This is a genomic window from Alcanivorax sp. (genome assembly GCF_014762765.1).
GTDB lineage: Bacteria > Pseudomonadota > Gammaproteobacteria > Pseudomonadales > Alcanivoracaceae > Alcanivorax.
The window spans coordinates 28,415-48,326 of sequence record NZ_JABURH010000094.1 but is presented as its reverse complement, the minus strand read 5'-3'; the positions used below and the strand labels follow the sequence as shown (position 1 = coordinate 48,326).

The following is a 19,912-nucleotide window of genomic DNA, read 5'->3' as shown; positions in this document are numbered from 1 at the left end:
GCCCCGACCTCATTCATCCATTCGGAGTTGAATACCACCCGGGTTTTCGCCGGATCAAGGACCTTGAACACCTGCTCTTTATAAGTTTCCGCATTGCGCAGCACATCTTCACGGGTCAGCGGTGGCCGGGTCGCACTCTTGCCGGTGGGGTCACCAATCATGCCGGTGAAGTCGCCAATCAGGAAAATCACCTGATGGCCCAACTCCTGAAACTGACGCATCTTGTTGATCAGCACCGTATGCCCCAGATGCAGATCCGGAGCAGTGGGATCAAAGCCTGCCTTGATCCTAAGGGGCCGGCCAGAGGCCAGCTTTTCCCGCAATTCGTCTTCCTGGATGATTTCATCCGCACCGCGGGAAATGAGCGCCAGTTGTTCGTCCACCGTGGCCATGCCTACCTCTATACTGTCGGGGGTACCATTTATGCGAGGGAATCACCCCTGCGGGAAAGCGGGCCATTGTAGCACTTGAACGCGGCCAGAGAAGGCAGGTATCTTTGCAGGTCAGTTTTTCACTTGTGCCTACCAGGCACGACCGGCTTTTACCCAACCAGGTCCCACACATTCTCCATGAAAGCACTCCTATCCTCTGCTGGCAGACTGGTGCGCCAGTTCCCTCGCACCCATTTACTGCTGAGCATGGTCCTGCTGGGCGGCGTCATCCTTATCGCTCTTCGTCCAGACAGCCCCACGGAACAGCCCCGCCAACAGGCCAAAACCATCAACCTGCCCGCCAAGCCAGCGCGCAAACCCGAGCCGCAACCGCAAGCCCCGGACACCCCTCAGTGGCAAACCATCACCGTAGAATCCGGTGACAGCCTGTCGTCGCTATTACAGCCATTGGGAGTGGGCGCAGGCCAGGTATTTGCCTTAATCAACAGCGATGACAAGCTCAAACGGCTGACCAAGATCCGCCCCGGCGAAACCCTGAACGTCATTGTGGAAGACGACAGGCTGACCCAGGTGCAATACCACCCCTCAAAGGTGGAAACCCTCACCGCACGACTGAGGGGCGGAGGCTGGGAAACCCGCCTTAGCCAGCGTGAATACCAGAAACAGACACGCTTCGCGGAAGCCGACATCACCGACTCCCTGTTCCTGGCCGGCGCTGCGGCGGGCATCAGCGACAAGCTCACCATGCAGCTGGCCAACCTGTTCGCCTGGGACGTGGACTTCGTACTTGATATCCGCCGCGGCGACCGTTTCCGCATTATCTATGAAGAGCTCTACCTGGACGGCGAGAAAGTGGGCGAGGGCGACATCCTGATGGCCGAGTTCTGGAATCAGGACCGCCACCTGACCGCCTTTCGCTACGAAACCCGCTCCGGTGATGTGGAATACCTGGATATCAAGGGAGACTCCATGCGCAAGGAGTTCATCCGCACCCCGGTAGCCTTCTCCCGCATCAGTTCGCGCTTCAACCTGAGCCGCAAACACCCGGTGCTCAATCGAATTCGCGCCCACAAGGGCATCGACTATGCCGCCCCGTCCGGCACTCCTATCAAGGCCGCCGGCGATGGCAAGGTGATCTTCGCCGGCGTCAAAGGCGGCTACGGCAATGTCATCATTCTCAAACACGGCCAGATCTACACCACGCTCTACGCCCACATGCGCAGTTTCGCCAAGGGCATCCGCGTCGGCAAACGGGTCAAACAGAGCCAGACCATTGGCTATGTGGGCGCCTCCGGCCTCGCCACCGGGCCGCACCTCCACTACGAATTCCGCATTAACGGCTCTCACCGCAATCCGCTCACCGTGCCCCTGCCCAAGGCGCGAGGCATCAACGACAATGAGCGTTCGGAATTCCTGATTGCCGCCAATCGCCTCAAGGCCCAGATGACCCTGTTCGCCGAGGCCTCAACCCTGGCAAGCAGCGATGTCCTCTGACACCCCTGGCGATTTCCTGATTGGCCTGATGACCGGCACCAGCGTGGACGGCATCGACGCGGTGCTGGTCCGGATTGGCAGCGGCGAATTTTCCCTTCAATCCACGCTCAACCTGCCCCTGCCCGCGGACCTGCAGCAGGCAGTGCTGGACCTGTGCCAGCCCGGCGACAATGAGATCGATCGGGCCGGCGCCGTCAGCCGCCAACTCTCTTTATGCTATGCACAGGCCTGCCAGACCTTGCTGAAACAAACCGGCCTGAAGCCCGAGCAGATACGCGCCATTGGCTGCCACGGCCAGACCGTACGCCACCGGCCTGGCAAAAGTGGCTTCAGCCTGCAGCTGGGCTGCCCGGATACCCTGGCGGTGGAAACCGGGATCTGCGTGGTGAGCAACTTCCGCAATAAGGACATGGCGCTGGGCGGCCAGGGGGCACCCCTGGTCCCGCCTTTCCACAAACAACTGTTTGCCCGCCCGGGCCAGCGCCGCGCCATTGCCAACATCGGCGGCATGGCCAACGTGACCCTTCTGGACGGCAACACCCTGTTGGGCGGTTTCGATAGCGGCCCGGGCAATGTACTGATGGATCACTGGATCCAGCAGCACCGCCAGCAACCGTTCGATCGCAACGGTGACTGGGCCGCTGGCGGCGAGCCGGACCCGACGCTGCTGGCAAAGCTGCTGGATGATCCCTACTTCCGTCTGCCGCCCCCCAAGAGTACCGGTCGCGAGCTCTTCCATGCGGACTGGCTGGCACAGCACCTTCGTGGCCACAATGACCCACAACAGGTTCAGGCCACCCTGGCCGAGCTGACGGCCCGCAGCATCAGTGACGCTCTGACGGATTTCGCCCCGCAGCAACTGCTGGTCTGCGGCGGCGGCGCTCATAATCGACACTTGCTGGCACGGCTGCAGCATCATCTGGGCGTCCCGGTTACCAGCACGGAAAACGAAGGCCTGCACCCTGATTGGGTGGAAGCCGCCGCCTTCGCCTGGCTGGCGTGGGCACGGCTGGAGGAAAAGAATGGCAACGCACCGGCAGTTACCGGGGCTTCGCGGGAAGCCATTCTGGGCCAAGTTACCTTGCCCTGAAACGCCAACAACAGCCTCTCATAACCTCGCTATACTACTGCAGGAACGGCGCTCTCTACGGATAGGACAGAAAAGATGTATGGCCGCACGGCCATGGAGGAAGGGGATCGTCGAGGGGAGAGCGGCCTAAACCAGCCAGAGACCCAGAGTGGCACAGCTGACGCCCAGGGTGGCGCCGGCGAGGATATCGCTGGGGTAGTGCACACCCAGCAGCACCCGGGACAACCCCACCAATACCGCCAGGCCCAGGGCCAGCAACATCACCGCCGGGTAAAACACGCAGAGCAGGGATGCCATGACAAAAGCTGCCGCGGTGTGGCCGGAGGGAAAGCTGAAACGGTCCGCCGGCTGGATAAAGGCGGACAGGCTTTCCAGGGCATCCGCCGGCCGTGGTCGCTTGATCAGGTGCTTGAGCAGCACGAACAGCGGCACCTCCAGAGCATAAGCCGCCATGGCGGTCAGTGCGAACTCACTGCCCCCCTGGCGATCCATCCACCAGATCAGCAGCGTCAGGGCCACATAGAAGGGGCCATCACCGAGCCGCGACACCATACGGGCCATACGGGCACGACGGGCAGCCTGGGGCTGTTGAAGCAACCAGCACATGGCCCGGGTATCCGCGGCAGTCATTCGTTGAAATGTAGGTTTTGTCGTCATCATGGGGACAGTGTGGCCCGCAAAAACGACGAAAAGTTGATCAAACAGTGAAGGTTTTGTGACAAACAATGGCTTTCGCCATACAAGCATAGCTTCCCACTGAAAGGTGAGAGCTTTGTGAGGCGTCACGCCTGCATGACGAAGAAGGTTGGCTGACTACTGATTTACACTGAAAAGGAAGAACCGCAACCACAGGTAGTCGCCGCGTTGGGGTTGCTGACCACAAAGCGCGAACCCATCAGGCCCTTTTCGTAATCTACCTGGGAACCGTCCAGGTACTGGATGCTCATGGCATCCACCAGCAGCGTGACTCCATCCTTCTCAACGATAGTATCGTCATCGTTGACTGCTTCATCAAAGGTGAAGCCATAGGAAAACCCGGCACAGCCACCACCCGTGATATACACGCGCAGTTTGAGTTGCGGATTGCCTTCGTCGTCACGCAGTTCCTTGACCTTGGCGGCGGCGGCATCGGTGAATGAGATCGGGGCGTTTTCGGTCATACTCTCGCTAGCAACGGGTGACGAATTGGCCCGTGGCCGGAAAGGCCAACGGGCTGATTATGTTCCAGTACCCGACTAAAACAGTCAAGAATTATTCGGCCACCGCTTCCTTGCCGGAAGCCTTGCCGGCGTTCTTGCCGGTGGCATCCGGTGCCGGCAGGTTGCGGCGCTCGTCATCCAGACGGACCAGCTTGCCATTGACCCGCGCCCCCATAACCATCTCGATCATCAGGTAATAGACATTACCTTCCACGGAGGCCTTTTCGGCCAACTCCAGGTTCTCGGTGGCGTGCACATCCCCTTCCACCCGGCCATTGATGATGACCTGAGGCACCTGAATCTCCCCCTTGACCACCCCGCTTTCACCGATGATCAGGCGACCACCATCCTTCCCCACATTGATATTGCCCTCCACGGTGCCCTGAACATGCAGCCCCCCGGTGAATTCGATATCGCCACGGACCGTGGCGCTGGGCGCAATCAGGGTGTGGTTACGGTAATCCTGGGACGAACCGGATGTACTGCCTGTTGCAGATTTCTTGTCTCGGCCAAGCACGGGTCTCTCCTACTGCCATTTTACGGTTTTTTGTGTCTGGTAACGGTTTCTGCCGCCGCTCTCAGCTTCTACATCTATGGCTTCCAGCTCCACCCCTTCCGGCACCTGAAAGCGGCCATTCAGCTCCTGGAAGTAACGAAACCGGAAGCGCGTCTCACTGCCATCTTCCAGCCAGTCGGTTCCATTCAGGGAAAAGGACTCCCCATCGCGGCTGCCACGCAGGGTCAGACTGATGTCCCCGGACAGATAATTGCGGTTATCCCCTGCCTGCACCAGTACCAAACGGTAACGGTAATAGCCGCTTTTATCCTCAGGCTGCAGCACCATCTTTTCAATCTGCAGCCCCTCGCTGGCACCGGGCGCCATCACGCTCTTGTAGAATACCACCGCCTCTTCCAGCTCAGCGGCCTGATCGCGCAGGGACTTGATCTCCTGGCGCAGGGTCTCCCGGGCCTCCCGGGTCACTTCGGTATCCGTGCGATATAGGGCAAGCTCATTACGAGCCGCTTCCAGCTCTCGCTTGGCGGTCTTCAGGTCGCTACGCAGGCGCTGGTTGGCCGCAGACGTATCCAGGGCGCCACTGCTGCCGGTCCAGAAGCCGCCGGCAAACAACACCACGGCGAGTATCAGCAAGCTCACGATCCAAAGCCGACGGCGCTTTTTCTGCCGGGACGGGCTCACCGGCATCAGCATCACATCATCAATGCCCGCCCGGCTTTTCGGTTTGCGTGCCATATCAGGGCATCAACGGAACGACTGCCAGTCCCGCCCCTTCGTCCAGCCCGAACATGATATTCATCGCCTGCACCGCCTGCCCGGAGGCACCCTTGACCAGGTTATCGATCACCGACAGTACCACAATTACGTTCTCGCCCCGTGGTTGGTGCAGGGCAATCCGGCAGGTATTGGCACCCTTCACAAAACGTGTCTCCGGGTGAGAGCCAAGGGGCATGACGTCCACAAAGGGCTCGTTGGCATAGCGGGCTTCATAGGCCGCCTGGATCTCCTCCAGGGACGGCGACTGATCGGTGAGTTGGCCGTAGAGGGTAGCGTGAATACCGCGGATCATGGGAATCAGATGCGGCACAAAGGTGGCCTTTACCGGCCCACCGGCGATATCCGCCAAACCCTGCTCAATTTCCGGCAGGTGACGATGGCCGCTGGCGCCATAGGCCTTGTAGCTCTCGCCGGCTTCAGCCAGCAGCATGGGTACCTTGGCGCCCTTGCCGCCACCACTGGCGCCACTGGCCGCGTTGGCAATCAGTTGGTCCGGCTTGACCCAGCCGTTTTCCAGCAACGGCAGGTAACCCAGCTGAATGGCAGTGGGATAACAGCCGGCACAGGCCACCAGCCGTGCATCACGCAACTTTTCCCGGTTCACTTCCGGCAGGCCATATACCGCGTCCGCCAGCAACTCCGGGCAGGCATGGGGTTCGCCGTACCAGTCGCTCCACAGCGCATGGTCACGGAGCCGAAAATCCGCAGACAGATCCACCACCCGCACGCCAGCATCCATCAGCTCGGGCATCATGCGCATGGCCACATTATGGGGAGTGGCGAAAAACACCACGTCACAGGCGGCCAGCCGTTTCACGTCCGGCTCGCTGAACACCAGATCGGTACGCCCACGCAAGGAAGGAAACAGGTCCGCCACAGCGGTACCGGCCTCTCCCCGGGAGGTAATCACATCCAGAGCCACGTGAGGGTGGTTGACCAGCAGGCGTAACAATTCCACCCCGGTGTATCCGGTGCCACCAACTACGCCAACCTTGAGGGGCTCTGCCATATCATTCTCCACCCTGCTAACCAGGGAACTGCATTTAACAAAGAACCCCGCATGATAGGGGCGCCACCCGAGACCGGCAACTTATCCGGGTAATTGCCGTTCGGATTCCTTCCCGGCGGCGCGTTCCGCGCCCCCGTCCTCAGCTTTTTCCCGGGGCTTTTCCAACGCCATGCCTCGCCCGTCCGACAACCGCTCGGCAAGGGAATCGTAAAGCGGGCGAGCCCAGACGATCTTGGCCACCGCCGTTGCCAGAAAAGCCCCGGCCATCAGCGGCAGCAGGATGTCGTGCCGGTTACCGGTCAACTCCATGACAATCACGAAAGAGGTAATGGGGCGCTGAATAACACCTGCCAGAAAGGCAGCCATAGCCACCAGGGTAATCCCCACCAGCGAGGACTCCGGAAAGAAGCCACCAATCACATTACCGAACCCGGCCCCCGCCGCCAGACTTGGTGAGAATAGCCCACCGGGAATGCCGGTGAAGTATGACACCAGGGTCGCGGACATCTTGGCCAGGGCAAAGCTCCAGTTCCCCGGGTGCTCCCCGTCCAGCAGGGTGCTCGCCTGCTCGTAGCCACTGCCATAGGTAGCGCCACCGGTCAGCAACCCCAGCAACACCAGCACCAGGGCGCACATCAGCACCACTCGATAGGGGTGCGCCCTGGCGTAGGGGGAAAGAAACTGGCTACCCTTGATCAGCAGGCGGCTGAACAAGCCGCCGAACAGACCACACACCAGACCAGTGACACCAATGGCCGCCCAGTCCCGGGTAATATCCAGAGCCCCCTCCGGGTGACCGAAAAAACTGTAGTGGCCCATGATCATCAGCACCACCACCCCGGACAGGATAATCGCCAGTATCAGGGTCCCGCTGGTGCGCTGCTCGAAGGAGCCAGACAGCTCTTCAATGGCGAAGACAATCCCGGCCAGCGGCGCATTGAAGGCCGCAGACACCCCGGCAGCCCCACCGGCCACGATCAGGGAATTATCCACATATTTCTGATTCAGACGCCCCAGACGGCCAACCGAATACATCATCGCCGCACCCATATGCACACTGGGTCCCTCACGGCCAATACTGGCACCGCACAGCAACCCCAAGCAGGTCAGGATGAACTTGCCAAAGATGACTCGCAGAGAAAGGAAGGTGGGCCGCAGCCAGTGGTAACGCTGCTTGAGAACTACCAGAACCTGTGGAATACCACTGCCCTGGGACTCGGTGCCCAGCTGCCGCATCAGCCAGACAATGATCAGCATACCCAGCGGCGTGATCAGCACCGGCAACAGCGGCGATTGCTCGTGTATCTGAATGAAGGTGTGCGACGCCAACTCCGCCACCCAGGCGAACGCCACCACCAACAGCCCCACCAGCACCGCGCCGATCCAGAACACCGCGCGCAGCTTCCAGTCCTCCCAGGACCCCAGCTGACGACGACTCACGCGGCGGGTGCGAAACAGGTAGTAACGCATCAGACGACGGTGACGTGGCCGCTTATTCACGGGACTCCTTGGCAATCAGTGCAGGTTGACGAAACAATGGCAGGAAGTCGGTATAGTCTACGCCCTGACTTCCGATCCCTCCACTCACACGACCCCGGAGATTTGCCACATCATGATGCAGTTCGCCCTGGACCACCTGCTCTGGATCAAAGCGTTCCACCTGATCGCCGTGATCTGCTGGTTTGCCGCCATCTTTTACCTGCCGCGACTGTTCGTTTATCACGCCATGGCGGAAGACACGGCCAGCCGGGAACGTTTCAAGGTAATGGAGCGTAAACTGTATCGGGGCATCATGAACCCCAGCATGATCGTCACCGTGCTGCTGGGCCTGTGGATGCTGATGGCCAACTGGGACGCCTACAAAGGCTTCGGCTGGATGCACGCCAAATTGACCCTGGTGTTCCTGCTGATCGGCTATCACCACGTCTGCCTGGCCTACCTGAAAAAATTCGCCGCCGACGCCAATACCAAAAGTGACAAGTTTTACCGGATCTTCAACGAGATCCCCGTGTTTCTGCTGGTGGCCATTGTTATATTGGCGGTAGTGCGACCATTCTGAAAAACGCTTAACGCCTGACGCCGGACGAAAAGGTCGCCCGCACGTCAGGCGTGCCGCGTCAGGCATTTTTTATGAAACCCAATATTCTCGTCATCGCTGGCCATGACCCTTCCGGGGGTGCCGGTATCCATGCGGACATTGAAGCCATTCGCGCCCTGGGCGGCTTTGCTTCCACCCTGATCACCGGGCTCACCGTGCAGAACAGCCAGAACGTTCGTGGTTTTCGCCTTACCGACGTGGAGCTGCTACGCCAGCAGGCCACCGCTCTACTGGAGGACTACGACTTTCAGGCAGTAAAGATCGGCATGACCGGCTCCGTAGCCATCATCGACTTTATCGCCGATCTGTTGCCGCAACTGCCCGGCGTGCCCGTGGTGCTCGACCCGGTGCTGGCCGCCGAAGCCGGCGGCAGTCTGACCAGCGAATCCCTGGCGGATGCCATGCTGGAAAAACTGGCGCCCCACTGCGACGTGATGACCCCCAACCTGCCCGAAGCCCAGGCACTTACTGGTCGCCAAACCGTGTCTGACTGCGGCAGCGAGCTGGTTAAACGCACCGGCAGCGCCGCGCTGGTCACCGGCACCCACGACGACACCGACCAGGTCACCAACCATCTGTTCAGCACCGACGGTGAACAACAGTGGAACTGGGAGCGGCTGCCACACAGCTATCATGGCTCCGGTTGCACCCTGGCATCGTCCATCGCCTGCCTGCGCGGCCACGGGGAATCCCTGGCCAATGCGGTGGCAGACGGCCAGGCCCATGTGGATCGCTTCCTGCGTAACGCCTTCCGCCCGGGCCAGGGCCAGCACGTACCCGACCGGCGATGAAGCACCCCCGCATCCACGGCTTGTACGCCATCACAGATCCGACCCTGATCCCCGACCGGCAATTACTGCCAGCCGCAGAGGCGGCCCTGCAGGGTGGCGCCCGTCTTCTTCAATACCGGGACAAGACCGCCACCCCGGAGCAACGGCGCCAGCGCGCCGCCCAGCTGCAAGCCCTGTGCCGACACCATGGCGCCCTCTTTCTGGTCAACGATGATCCGGCCCTGGCCGCAGAGATTGATGCCGACGGCGTCCACATCGGTCAGAGCGACGGCGGCATCGCCCGCGCCCGACGCTTGCTGGGCCCGGGCAAGATCATTGGCGTTACCTGTCATAGCGATCTGACACTGGCCGAGCAGGCGGCCGCGGCCGGCGCCGACTACGTGGCCTTCGGGCGCTTCTTCCCCTCTCGCACCAAACCACAGGCCCCGCCCGCTGATCCGGCCATCCTCGACCGGGCAAGTCAGCGACTGACGATTCCGCTGGTCGCCATCGGCGGCATTGATCCCGACAATGGCGGCCAGTTACTGGAGCAGGGCGCCAACGCCCTGGCCGTAATCCACGCCCTTTTCTCCGATCCAGCACCCGCCCAGGTAAAACAGGCTGCGAAGCAGCTAAGTGCTCTGTTTTAGCGCTGCCTGAATCTCGAACAACCCTGCACGCCCGTTCAGATAATGAAGAATGGGATACGCCGCACAACATACCGGCCCGCAGGTACGCAAAATCCCCCGCAACGTCTACATCGAAATAACTACACCAAAAATACGAAAAACCCAGTAAGGGGGAGAACCACCCATGGCAATGCGCTTCCGTCGGCCACTGGCATCCTGGCACGGCCTGCTGCTGGCTGCCCTGCTTTTCCCGGGTAGTCATGCGGCCGCTACAGATCCTCAAGCCAGTACCGAACTGTTTATTGATGGCAGTCGTTACCGGGCGGTACTGGAACCCAGCAGCGCCCGAATCGGCATGTCCGAGGCGGACAGGAAACTCCTTCAGGGCAATCACTACAGCGGCGCCCTGGAGCAGGTTCCGGGAAGCTGGGTACGGCTCTCCCAGCTCGGAGATGACTGGTCCGGAGTGGTGTCACTGAACGGCGAAATGCACATTGTCGACAGCACCGCGTTTAGCCAGCACAACAACCTCCCCGTTGCCCGTTCCCTGCAAAGCCTGCAAGCGCCCGGAACCTGCGGCGTAGGCAATGGCACCCACAGCTCCCTGGAACTGCCAACCCGGGAAGGCGCCAGCGCTCGTTCAGGCGAGTACCACATTGCCGCGGCCACCCTGGAAGAGATGTGCACAGATCAGGTGGACGGAGTCTGCCTGTTGCCGGAGAAATACCTGATCGTCGACCACCTTTTTCAGCAGAAGCACCCTGATACCTATCAAGACAAGGTGGTGGAACTGCTCAACATCATCGACGGCTTCTACCGCAACGACCTGAACATGGTATTCGACAACCTGCACGTGGAATTTCCCAGCGAAGAACTGTTGTTGGCATCCACAAGCGCCAATGAACTACTGGTAGATCTGCGTGAGAAGTACCACGGCTTTACCTTCGCCGACACCAGCACGGCCAGCCCACTGATGGAACTGCTCTCCGGTCGTGAATTCGATGGCTCCACCGTGGGCCTCGCCTATGTGGGGACCCTCTGCAATACCAATGGCTATGCTACCGGTGTCACCCAGGAATACGTCAACATTCCGCTCACTGCCGTGGTCATGGCCCATGAGATCGGCCACAACTTCGGCGCCAACCACGACAATGTGGAATCCGACCAGATCGACAACCCGGAGCGTTACTGCGGCAACGGCTACATCATGTCCAGTTGGGCCGACGGCAGCGCCACCGGCTTTTCCAGCTGTTCGGTGAACCAGATGACCGCCAAGATCGACAGCCTCGGCAACCACGATGCCTGCTTCAACTATCCGGTGGATGCAGGGCTGAGCGCCGACGGCGGTAATCCGGACACCTTTGATAACAGCACCGGCACAACCCTGACGCTGACCTATAACGTGGACTATCAGCAAGCCTCACGGGCACCGGACCTGATCCAGTTGCAGGGAAATCTGAGCAACGCCCGGATCGACCAACTGACCCTGCCGGAAGGGGACTGCGCCATCGCCACCGACCAGCGTAGCTATAGCTGTTCGCTGACCCCGCCATTCGCTCCTGCCAGCCTGACACTGACCATCACCAGCACCACCCCGGCGCAGGCACTGCTGACACAGACGGCCGCTGTCAACGGCAGCGAAGTGAAAGACATCCTTCCCGGCAACGACCAGCTGACAACGCCCTTGTCCTATAACATCGTCTCCAGCCAGCCCGACGACCTGCAGGCGCAGGCCCAGCAGGAACCACCGCAAGTGACCCTGACCTGGACCGACCGGGCCTTCACCGAAACCGGCTACCGGGTCGAGCGCTACAGCGACCTCAGCGGCTGGAAAGCACTGGCAAGCCTGTCCGCGGACAGCAACAGCCATATCGACACCGGCGTCGCCACTGACATCAGCTATCAATACCGGGTGATTGCCGAAGGCAGCGACATCACTGGCGACAGCTCCAACACCGTCAGCATCATCATCGAAGGCACCCCGGCCACCCCCGCCAACCTGGCAGCAGCCATGGCGCAAGGCGGCATCCAGTTGACCTGGAACGACCAAGCAGACAATGAGCAACGCTATGAAATACAGCGCCGCCGGAACAACAATGGCAGCTGGACAGCGTGGGCAAGTCTGGCCGAGGGTCTGGCCACCGACAGCGAGCAATATCTGGACAGCACCGCCGTGCTCGGGGAACGCTATCAATATCGGGTCATTGCCCATAACGCCTCCCTTAGTTCAGCCCCGTCAAACCTGGCGGAAATCCAGTTTGGTTCGCGGCCAGAGGCACCTTCCAATCTGACCAGCCGCCTGCTGCAAGACGCCATTCGCCTGATCTGGCAGGACAATGCCGACAATGAAACCGGCTTGCGGATCCTGCGCCAACAATTCAACGGGGAAACCTGGAGTGAATGGCAGAGTCTCGCCGAGCTGGGCAGCAACCAGACCCGCCATGATGACAGCACTGTCATGGCTGGCACGCGCTACCGTTACCAGGTGCAGGCCTTCAATGCCGTGGGCGTTTCTCCGCTCAGCAACAGGGTGGAGCAGCTTTTCGAGCGCGCACCGGCAACACCCGGCAATCTGCAGGCCCAACGCCAGAACACCGCCGTGATACTGCAATGGCAGGATAATGCCGATAACGAATTCGGTTTTCGTATCGAACGCCAGCGTCTGGACGGTGACACCTGGCTGGCCTGGCAGGCCATCGCCGAACTGAATGCCAACAGCACCCGCTACACCGACAGCCGGGTCACAGTGGGCAACCACTATCGCTACCGTGTTAGCAGCCTCAACAGTGCCGGCAGTTCCACCCCTTCCGCTGCAGTCGCTGTCTCCATGAACGACGAAAGCACCCCGACCGGCGATGACGATTCCTCCGGTAACAATGCACCCGGCAGCTTCGGCAGTGCTGGCGGCAGCGCCGGTTTTGTTACTGGCCTGCTGGCCCTGCTGTTGCTGCGTCGCAGAGACACCCACTCATGCTGAGCCCGCGCCTGCTGCTGAGCGTGCTGCTTGTCTCCCTGTTGCCCGCCTGCCAGGCGGGTAATCAGGGCGGCGCAACCAACCCCCTCGCCGAAGCACGACAACGCTGGGCCGATCAGGGTCTCGAGCAGTACCGCTACCAGGCCCGCCAGCAATGCTACTGCGGGCCCAAGGCCCTGCAGCCCGCCAGCATCCTGGTCAACGGCCAGCAGGCCCGGCTGGAAGCCCCGGACGACCAGGAGCTGGCCCCCCTGGCACGCCCGGTGGAGGCCTGGTTCGCCCTGATTGAGGAAAAACAACGCAAGGGCTGGCATCAGGTGGACGTGGACTACCACCCTCAATGGGGTTACCCCCGCCATATTCGTCTGGATTTCGATCCGCGCATGGCCGATGACGAGCAACAGTACTGGATCGAGGACCTGACCCCGACAGCGATAAAGCGCTAACCTCCCCAGCCTCACTGGCCAAGCCGCCACTCACCCCTCATAATGCCGCCACTTTCCCGTGGCGGGCCACTGGCTCGCCCGTGTCATGGCGCCTTCATGCTCCAGCGACACCATCAACCGTAATTTCCCGTGTGCGCTCCAGCGCGCACCCGCCGCCCGCGCGGCCTGCGATGCCCGGCATCGCCGACAGCTACAGCAAGAGGACACACCATGAGCCGCAAGCACTCCGAACAGCTTTTCCGCCAGGCCCAGAAACATATTCCCGGCGGTGTTAACTCTCCCGTGCGTGCCTTCAAGGGCGTGGGCGGCACACCGGTGTTTTTCCACTCTGCCAGTGGCGCCTACCTGCACGATGAAGATGACAATCGCTACATCGACTACGTGGGCTCTTGGGGCCCGATGATCCTCGGCCACAACCATCCCCAGGTGATTGCTGCCGTGCAGGCAGCGGTGCAGAACGGCCTCAGCTTCGGCGCCCCAACCGCCACCGAAGTGGCCATGGCGGACAAGGTCTGCGAACTGGTGCCCTCCATGGACATGGTGCGCATGGTCAACTCCGGCACCGAAGCCACCATGAGCGCTATCCGCCTGGCCCGGGGCTATACCGGCCGCGACAAGATCATCAAATTCGAAGGGTGCTACCACGGGCATGTGGACAGCCTGCTGGTGAAGGCCGGTTCCGGCGCCATGGGCATCCCCGGCTCACCGGGCGTCCCCGCCGCCGTTACCGGTGACACCCTGGTGCTGGACTACAACGATGCTGCCAGCGTGGAGACCGCCTTCCAGGAATACGGCGACCAGATTGCCGCCGTCATCGTCGAACCGGTGGCCGGCAACATGAACTGCGTGCCCCCCACCAAGGCGTTCCTGCAGGCCCTGCGCCAGCACTGTGACGACCATGGCTCCGTGCTGATCTTCGACGAGGTAATGACCGGCTTCCGGGTAGCCCTTGGCGGCGCCCAGGCGCTCTACGACGTAACCCCGGACATGACCACCCTTGGCAAGATCATCGGCGGCGGCATGCCGGTAGGGGCCTTCGGCGGCAAGAGAGCCATCATGGAACACCTGGCACCGCTGGGCCCGGTCTACCAGGCCGGTACCCTGTCCGGTAACCCGGTGGCCATGGCGGCAGGGTTGACCACCCTGAACCTGCTCAGCGAACCCGGCTTCCACCAGGCCCTGACAGAAAAAACCACCCGCCTGCTGGACGGCCTGACCGAAGCAGCCCACGCGGAAGGTGTGGCCTTCACCACCGCACAAGCTGGAGCCATGTTCGGGCTGTTCTTCACCGACCAGAGCCGCATCAGCAGTTTTGCAGAAGTGATGGCCTGCGACAGCGAACGCTTCAACCGTTTCTTCCACGCCATGCTGGACCAGGGTGTGTACCTGGCCCCCAGCGCCTTTGAAGCCGGTTTCGTGTCAGCAGCGCACAGCGACGAGGATATCGACGCCACCATTGCGGCGGCGCGCAAAGCGTTTGCAAAGGTGTAACCAAACCTATCCGTAGGAGCGTCGCTCGCGGCGCGATAACAGACCAGGATCAAAAGCATTTTCACCACAGAGGGCACAGAGTTCACCGAGAAAAAGAACGCATTTCTCTGTGTCTCTGTGCACTCTGTGGTGATACCGTCTTTTTAAATGTTGGGTTATCGCGCCGCGAGCGACGCTCCTACGGAAGGATTGGTCAGTCGCGAACCAGCGTCACCATCTTTCCACCAGTCAGCCCCAGCAAATCCCCCGGCGCCATGGCGATTTCCAGCCCGCGCCGACCGGCGCTCATGTAGATGGGATTGTGAGATTGCGCACTGTGATCCAGATACAGCGGTAGCCGTTTTTTCTGCCCCAGCGGACTGATACCACCGAGTACATAACCTGTCAGGCGCTGCGCCTTATCCGCCGGACACATGGCTGCCTTCTTGCCGCCGTGGGCGCGAGCCAGACATTTCAGATCCAGTTGATGAGCCACCGGCACCATGGCCACCACCGGCTGTTCATCCACCAGTGCCAGCAGCGTCTTGAAGACGGTTTGCGGGGGCAGCTGCAAGGCGTCCGCCGCTTCCAGCCCGTAACTTTGCGCCTTGGGGTCATGGTCATAACTGTGCAATTGAAAGGAAACGCCGGCCTTTTTCGCAGCCTGCACCGCCGGTGTCATACCGGCCTGGCCTTGGGATTGCGCAACGCCGCCGCCTTGCTGCGGGCCTGACGGGCGCCGGATTTGTCACCCTGGCGATCGCGGGCAGTGGCCACCAGATCCCACAAGCCAGCCCGGTAATCATCGTGGTCCGGCGCCAAGCGCAGCGCCTTCAGGGCGAAGCCTTCCGCACCGCGAGGATCACCCTCGGAAAGCCGCAAGCCCGCCAGCTCCTTGTACAACCAGGAGGAATCCGGGGCGATATTCAGGGCACGCTCCAGATAACGCTCTGCAGCCGATGTCTGGCCCTGCTGACGGGCCTGTTCGGCCCGGCTCAACAGACCCAGTGCCGGCGAGCCTTCCAGTTCCTGACTGGCGGTCATCGGCTCTGCCGGTTCCTCCACCGGAGGACGGACCGCACAACCCGCCAGCACCATACTGATCAACATCAGCTGAACAAGCCTTTGAATAATCAACATCCTTACTACCCTTGAACAGTGCTCCGGCAAGTCCATTATCGCTGCAGATCACGCCTCGCTGAGCACTGTGGTGAAATTTGATCTGACCCTAGTCAAACAGCCCCTTGAACCAGCCCTTGATGCCTTTGCCGGCTTCTTTTACCGAGCCACAGCCGTCGCTGTCCTGGGGAATCGAGGCTTCCAGCATCGGGTAGCGACGGGCATCCCCACAGCCCTCGGCACTGACGCGCTTGCCATCCGGGTTCATCCATACCCATTCCACCCCGGCAGGCGGCGTCTGCGACAGGCTGCGCTGGGGCAGCTTACCCATCAGCTGGGCCCACACCGGCAAGGCACCACTGGAACCGGTAATACCGGCATTACGATTATCATCACGACCCACCCAGACTACCGCCAGATGGTTGGCGGAGAAACCGGCAAACCAGGCGTCCCGGAAATCATTACTGGTGCCCGTCTTGCCTGCCACCTTCAGATCCTGCGGCAATGACGCCCGCGCGGCACGGCCGGTACCTTTCTCGACCACTTGCTGCATGGCCCACTGGGTCAGGAAAGCCGGGCCGGCATCCACCACCTCGTCGGTATTAACCGGGTAACGGGCCAGCGGCTTGGCTTCCTTGTCGAGCACATCGGTAATAGAGCGCAGGCGAGTGCTGAAACCGCCCGTTGAAAGAGGCTGATACATCATTGCCACCTCGAACGGGGTCAATTCCAGGCTGCCCAGCAGAATACTGGGGTAAAGAGGAATATTGCGGGTCACACCCAGGGTATTCATTGTGCCGGCCACCTTGTCCAGCCCCACATCCAGCCCCAGGCGAGCGGTGCCCTGATTGCGCGAATAGGTCAGCACATCCACCACCGGCATGGCACCACGGGACTGGTTGTCGAAGTTCTGCGGCGACCAGGTGGCGCCATTGGGAAGCGTCACTTCCACGGGCCCGTCTTCCACCAGGGTAGCCAGGGACCATTGCTTGGGCTGACTCACCGCCGACAGCACCACCGCCGGCTTGGCCAGCGAGCCGATCGGGCGCTGGGCATCCAGGGCCCGATTGAAACCTGCCTCCCTGGAGCTTCGATTGCTGACCAGCGCCAGCACATCGCCCTGGGCGGGCGCGACCACGACCACGGCACCATTCAGTTTTTTGCTTTCGTCAGGATCGCGGCGGTCCAGATGATCGCGCAGGGCCCCTTCCGCAGCGAGCTGGGCCAGCACATCCAGGGTGGAGTGAATACGTAGACCCTCATCGCTGAGCACCTCCGGGGGGTAATCCCGAGCCAGCTGTCGCCTTACCAGATCAATAAAGGCAGGGAATGCATAAAGCGCGGAGGCACCACGCGGCACCACTTCCAGAGAGCGATTACTGTATTTATCGTAATCCGCTTTCGACAGAGCCCCCTCATTCAGCGCCACCTTCAATACCGTGTTACGACGCTCCAGCGAGCGCTCCGGGTGACGGCGCGGGTCATACCAGCTGGGCCCTTTGAGCAACGCCACCAGAGTGGCCAGATGATGGGGTTCCAGTTCTTCCAGAGGGCGCCCGAACAGGAACTGGGCGCCCAGCCCCATGCCATGAATGGCCCTGGCTCCGTCCTGCCCCAGGTATACCTCGTTGAGGTATGCCTCAAGAATCTGCTCCTTGCTGTAGTGCAGTTCCAGCAACATGGCCATGGGCATTTCCAGCAGCTTGCGTGACAAGGTGCGCTCGGAGGTGAGCCAGAAGTTTTTCACCAGCTGCTGAGTCAGGGTGCTGCCACCCTGTACCAGGCGCCCAGCCTTGATGTTGGCCAGCATGGCCCGGGCGAGCCCACGCAGGGAAATGCCATGGTGGTCGTAGAAGGCCTGGTCCTCGGTGGCAATCAGCATCTCCACCAGCAATGGCGGCACCTTGTCCAGCGGCACCAGCACACGGTCTTCTGCATGCTGGGGATGAATACTGCCGATCTGCAACGGCTCCAGACGTGCCAGCCGATCACCGCCGGCCTCCAGCGACCGAATCTGGCCACCAGACAGGCTCAAGCGGATCCGCTCCGCCTTTTCGCCCCCATCACTGTCGTTGAAACCACGGGTATGCAGCAGCAGGCTGTTGCCCTGCACCGCATAGCTGCCAGGGGTAGCCGCCCGGGAGTCGCGCCGGTAGCGCATCAGGTCCAGCAACTTGAGCATGTCTTCGCGGGACAGCACGCGGCCTTCATAAAGCTCTACCGGTCGCGCATAAACCCGTGCCGGCAATTGCCAGACATGGGCATCAAACCGCTCACGTACCAGCGCATCCAGGTAGGCCAGGCCTGCCGCCCCCAGCACCAGGCACACCAACGCTGCCTTACCCACAAAAGACCAGCTGAACCAGCGACGTTGTTGTCCGCTGCTGCGTTTTTTCCGATTTGGTTGCCGCCGCGATCGCGCGGGGGACTTTTTCGCTTTTTTCGCCATGGCACGGAGTATAGAGAAAAGTGTGAGTGTTTTATGAGTCTCTCTGGACGTATCCGTTCCCTTCACCTGAATTTGAGTAAATTTTGCAACCTGACCCGGGGCGCCCATAATAGCTCCCCTTGCTTGCCCAGAACCGGAAATACGGAGCCTCCATGACGAAAAAATACGACGTTTATGCCCTCGGTAACGCGCTGGTGGATACAGAAATCGAGGTCAGTGACGCCTTCCTTGAGCGCATGGATGTGGGCAAGGGCCTGATGACCCTGGTGGACGAAGCCCGCCAGGCGGAACTGATTGCAGCCCTGGCCGACGAGGCCGAGCCTCATAAACAGACCAGCGGCGGCTCTGCCTGCAACACCGTGGTCGCCACCCGCTACTTCGGTGGCAACAGCTACTACGCCTGCAAGGTAGCCGATGACACTACCGGCGACATCTTTGTCAACGATCTGACCGCCGCCGGCGTAGACACCAACATGAACGGCAGCCGTGACACCGGTATTTCCGGCAAATGCCTGGTCATGCTGACACCGGATGCGGAACGCACCATGAACACCTATCTGGGTATTTCCAGTCAGGTTTCTGAAGCGGAGCTGGATGAAGCCGCTATCGCCGCCAGCCACTACGTGTACCTGGAAGGCTATCTGGTCAGCGGTGACAGCTCCCGGGCAGCGGCCATCAAACTGCGTCAGCTGGCCGAGAAGCATGGCGTGAAAACCTCACTGACCTTTTCCGACCCGGCCATGGTGCAGTTCTTCAAGGACGGCCTGTCCGAGATGCTGGGCGACGGCGTGGATCTGCTGTTCTGCAACGATGCCGAAGCCACCAGTTATACCGATACCGACAGCCCGGAAGCGGCGCTGGAAAAGCTCAAGACCGTATGCCGTTCCGCCGTAATCACCCTCGGCGCCAAAGGCGCGCTGGTATGGGATGGCGAGCAGACCCATCGCATTGCTCCGGTACCAGTGAAGGCCATCGACAGCAACGGCGCCGGTGACATGTTTGCCGGTGCCTTCCTGTACGCCATCACCCACGGGCACGACTTTGCCGCTGCCGGTGCACTGGCCTCTACCGCCGCCGCCCGGTTGGTAACCGAATTCGGCCCACGTCTTTCAGCGGATGCGCATCAGGAAATACGCCAGACCGTTCTAGGCGACTAACCGCCACGGTTTGAGGGGCAGAGATGGCCGCAAGCCGTCTCTGCCTTGTCCAAAACGGCGGGGATACCCCACACTCCGCCCGATAAACTGCATACAGGTAAGCCATGGAACACATCTGCAATGTGAACGACATCGAACACGAGAGCGCGCGGGAATTTCAGAAAGACGGCCAGCCCGTCATCGTGGTCAAATTTGATGGCCAGATGCACGCTTACATCAACTGGTGCCCGCACCTGGGCATCGAACTGAACTTCATGCCGGACCAGTTCATGGATGGCGACAACCAGTTTCTCATGTGCGCCAACCACGGCGCCCTGTTCGA

General features: G+C 61.0%; 20 protein-coding genes. 10 read left to right on the top strand and 10 right to left on the bottom strand.

Annotation, left to right across the window (positions count from 1 at the left end; genetic code table 11):
• The coding region (gene tyrS / locus HUJ17_RS05025; RefSeq protein ID WP_290509642.1) for a tyrosine--tRNA ligase at positions 1-392 on the bottom strand (392 nt) is incomplete at its 3' end.
• Positions 393-569: 177 nt separating this feature from the next.
• Between tyrS and HUJ17_RS05020 the strand changes: the two genes are divergently transcribed.
• Together HUJ17_RS05020 and HUJ17_RS05015 are read left to right on the top strand one after the other, a co-directional pair.
• The gene (locus tag HUJ17_RS05020) at positions 570-1,886 is read left to right on the top strand and encodes a peptidoglycan DD-metalloendopeptidase family protein (RefSeq protein ID WP_290509641.1); all 1,317 of its coding nucleotides are present in this window, start codon (positions 570-572) and stop codon (positions 1,884-1,886) included.
• Positions 1,876-2,976 (top strand): anhydro-N-acetylmuramic acid kinase, encoded by a 1,101-nt coding sequence (locus tag HUJ17_RS05015; RefSeq protein ID WP_290509640.1) that lies wholly within the window; start codon positions 1,876-1,878, stop codon positions 2,974-2,976. The genes HUJ17_RS05020 and HUJ17_RS05015 overlap by 11 nt, the downstream gene beginning before the upstream one ends.
• Positions 2,977-3,102: 126 nt before the next feature.
• Here the strand turns inward: HUJ17_RS05015 and HUJ17_RS05010 are convergent, their stop codons facing one another.
• From HUJ17_RS05010 to HUJ17_RS04985, 6 genes are all read right to left on the bottom strand, one after another.
• Positions 3,103-3,582, bottom strand: coding sequence for a phosphatase PAP2 family protein (locus tag HUJ17_RS05010; protein WP_290509639.1), 480 nt, complete (start codon positions 3,580-3,582; stop codon positions 3,103-3,105).
• Between the two features lie 215 nt (positions 3,583-3,797).
• Positions 3,798-4,136, bottom strand: coding sequence for an iron-sulfur cluster insertion protein ErpA (erpA, locus tag HUJ17_RS05005; RefSeq protein ID WP_062817040.1), 339 nt, complete (start codon positions 4,134-4,136; stop codon positions 3,798-3,800).
• A 91-nt stretch (positions 4,137-4,227) separates the two neighbouring features.
• Positions 4,228-4,692: a polymer-forming cytoskeletal protein gene (locus HUJ17_RS05000; RefSeq protein ID WP_290509638.1), complete on the bottom strand. Its 465-nt coding sequence runs from the start codon at positions 4,690-4,692 to the stop codon at positions 4,228-4,230.
• Positions 4,693-4,701: 9 nt separating this feature from the next.
• The gene (locus HUJ17_RS04995) at positions 4,702-5,427 is read right to left on the bottom strand and encodes a DUF6776 family protein (RefSeq protein ID WP_290509637.1); all 726 of its coding nucleotides are present in this window, start codon (positions 5,425-5,427) and stop codon (positions 4,702-4,704) included.
• 1 nt (position 5,428) lies between these two features.
• Positions 5,429-6,478 carry an N-acetyl-gamma-glutamyl-phosphate reductase gene (argC, locus tag HUJ17_RS04990; protein ID WP_290509636.1) on the bottom strand — a complete coding sequence of 350 codons (1,050 nt, stop codon included), beginning with the start codon at positions 6,476-6,478 and terminating at the stop codon, positions 5,429-5,431.
• 81 nt (positions 6,479-6,559) lie between these two features.
• A complete protein-coding gene (locus HUJ17_RS04985) occupies positions 6,560-7,978 on the bottom strand; it encodes a chloride channel protein (RefSeq protein ID WP_290509635.1) in 1,419 nt (472 codons plus the stop codon).
• Between the two features lie 115 nt (positions 7,979-8,093).
• On the opposite strand from HUJ17_RS04985, the gene hemJ reads away from it, so the two are divergent.
• The 6 genes from hemJ (at position 8,094) to hemL (ending at position 14,886) form a co-directional block, all read left to right on the top strand.
• The gene (gene hemJ / locus HUJ17_RS04980) at positions 8,094-8,537 is read left to right on the top strand and encodes a protoporphyrinogen oxidase HemJ (RefSeq protein WP_290509645.1); all 444 of its coding nucleotides are present in this window, start codon (positions 8,094-8,096) and stop codon (positions 8,535-8,537) included.
• Positions 8,538-8,608: 71 nt separating this feature from the next.
• Positions 8,609-9,367, top strand: coding sequence for a hydroxymethylpyrimidine/phosphomethylpyrimidine kinase (locus HUJ17_RS04975; RefSeq protein ID WP_290509634.1), 759 nt, complete (start codon positions 8,609-8,611; stop codon positions 9,365-9,367).
• Positions 9,364-9,996 (top strand): thiamine phosphate synthase, encoded by a 633-nt coding sequence (thiE, locus tag HUJ17_RS04970; protein WP_290509633.1) that lies wholly within the window; start codon positions 9,364-9,366, stop codon positions 9,994-9,996. Before HUJ17_RS04975 ends, thiE begins: the two co-directional genes overlap by 4 nt.
• A 163-nt stretch (positions 9,997-10,159) precedes the next feature.
• Positions 10,160-12,952, top strand: a complete 2,793-nt coding sequence (locus tag HUJ17_RS04965) for a M12 family metallo-peptidase (protein ID WP_290509632.1) — start codon at positions 10,160-10,162, stop codon at positions 12,950-12,952.
• On the top strand, positions 12,946-13,395 hold the full coding sequence (locus tag HUJ17_RS04960; RefSeq protein WP_290509631.1) for a DUF6174 domain-containing protein: 450 nt from the start codon (positions 12,946-12,948) through the stop codon (positions 13,393-13,395). Before HUJ17_RS04965 ends, HUJ17_RS04960 begins: the two co-directional genes overlap by 7 nt.
• Before the next feature lie 210 nt (positions 13,396-13,605).
• Positions 13,606-14,886, top strand: coding sequence for a glutamate-1-semialdehyde 2,1-aminomutase (gene hemL, locus HUJ17_RS04955; RefSeq protein ID WP_290509630.1), 1,281 nt, complete (start codon positions 13,606-13,608; stop codon positions 14,884-14,886).
• 193 nt (positions 14,887-15,079) lie between these two features.
• Here hemL and ybaK read toward each other — a convergent pair whose 3' ends face one another.
• From ybaK to mrcB, 3 genes are all read right to left on the bottom strand, one after another.
• A complete protein-coding gene (ybaK, locus tag HUJ17_RS04950; RefSeq protein ID WP_290509629.1) occupies positions 15,080-15,547 on the bottom strand; it encodes a Cys-tRNA(Pro) deacylase in 468 nt (155 codons plus the stop codon).
• Positions 15,544-15,975, bottom strand: coding sequence for a tetratricopeptide repeat protein (locus HUJ17_RS04945; protein WP_290509628.1), 432 nt, complete (start codon positions 15,973-15,975; stop codon positions 15,544-15,546). Before HUJ17_RS04945 ends, ybaK begins: the two co-directional genes overlap by 4 nt.
• 118 nt (positions 15,976-16,093) lie before the next feature.
• Positions 16,094-18,331, bottom strand: coding sequence for a penicillin-binding protein 1B (gene mrcB / locus HUJ17_RS04940; RefSeq protein WP_290509627.1), 2,238 nt, complete (start codon positions 18,329-18,331; stop codon positions 16,094-16,096).
• A gap of 254 nt (positions 18,332-18,585) precedes the next feature.
• On the opposite strand from mrcB, the gene HUJ17_RS04935 reads away from it, so the two are divergent.
• Together HUJ17_RS04935 and HUJ17_RS04930 are read left to right on the top strand one after the other, a co-directional pair.
• Positions 18,586-19,590, top strand: a complete 1,005-nt coding sequence (locus HUJ17_RS04935; RefSeq protein ID WP_290509626.1) for an adenosine kinase — start codon at positions 18,586-18,588, stop codon at positions 19,588-19,590.
• Positions 19,591-19,694: 104 nt separating this feature from the next.
• Positions 19,695-19,912, top strand: a 218-nt coding sequence (locus HUJ17_RS04930) for a Rieske 2Fe-2S domain-containing protein (protein ID WP_290509625.1), incomplete at its 3' end; no start/stop codon positions are given.

Bases quoted from the DNA above. Each gene is read 5' to 3' on its own strand.
- thiE (WP_290509633.1), top strand. From the start codon at position 9,364: ATGAAGCACCCCCGCATCCACGGCTTGTACGCCATCACAGATCCGACC.
- HUJ17_RS05020 (WP_290509641.1), top strand. From the start codon at position 570: ATGAAAGCACTCCTATCCTCTGCTGGCAGACTGGTGCGCCAGTTCCCT.
- HUJ17_RS04965 (WP_290509632.1), top strand. From the start codon at position 10,160: ATGGCAATGCGCTTCCGTCGGCCACTGGCATCCTGGCACGGCCTGCTG.
- HUJ17_RS04975 (WP_290509634.1), top strand. From the start codon at position 8,609: ATGAAACCCAATATTCTCGTCATCGCTGGCCATGACCCTTCCGGGGGT.
- HUJ17_RS04995 (WP_290509637.1), bottom strand. From the start codon at position 5,427: ATGGCACGCAAACCGAAAAGCCGGGCGGGCATTGATGATGTGATGCTG.
- HUJ17_RS05010 (WP_290509639.1), bottom strand. From the start codon at position 3,582: ATGTGCTGGTTGCTTCAACAGCCCCAGGCTGCCCGTCGTGCCCGTATG.
- hemL (WP_290509630.1), top strand. From the start codon at position 13,606: ATGAGCCGCAAGCACTCCGAACAGCTTTTCCGCCAGGCCCAGAAACAT.
- ybaK (WP_290509629.1), bottom strand. From the start codon at position 15,547: ATGACACCGGCGGTGCAGGCTGCGAAAAAGGCCGGCGTTTCCTTTCAA.
- HUJ17_RS04945 (WP_290509628.1), bottom strand. From the start codon at position 15,975: ATGTTGATCAGTATGGTGCTGGCGGGTTGTGCGGTCCGTCCTCCGGTG.
- erpA (WP_062817040.1), bottom strand. From the start codon at position 4,136: ATGACCGAAAACGCCCCGATCTCATTCACCGATGCCGCCGCCGCCAAG.
- argC (WP_290509636.1), bottom strand. From the start codon at position 6,478: ATGGCAGAGCCCCTCAAGGTTGGCGTAGTTGGTGGCACCGGATACACC.
- HUJ17_RS04960 (WP_290509631.1), top strand. From the start codon at position 12,946: ATGCTGAGCCCGCGCCTGCTGCTGAGCGTGCTGCTTGTCTCCCTGTTG.
- HUJ17_RS04935 (WP_290509626.1), top strand. From the start codon at position 18,586: ATGACGAAAAAATACGACGTTTATGCCCTCGGTAACGCGCTGGTGGAT.
- hemJ (WP_290509645.1), top strand. From the start codon at position 8,094: ATGCAGTTCGCCCTGGACCACCTGCTCTGGATCAAAGCGTTCCACCTG.
- HUJ17_RS05015 (WP_290509640.1), top strand. From the start codon at position 1,876: ATGTCCTCTGACACCCCTGGCGATTTCCTGATTGGCCTGATGACCGGC.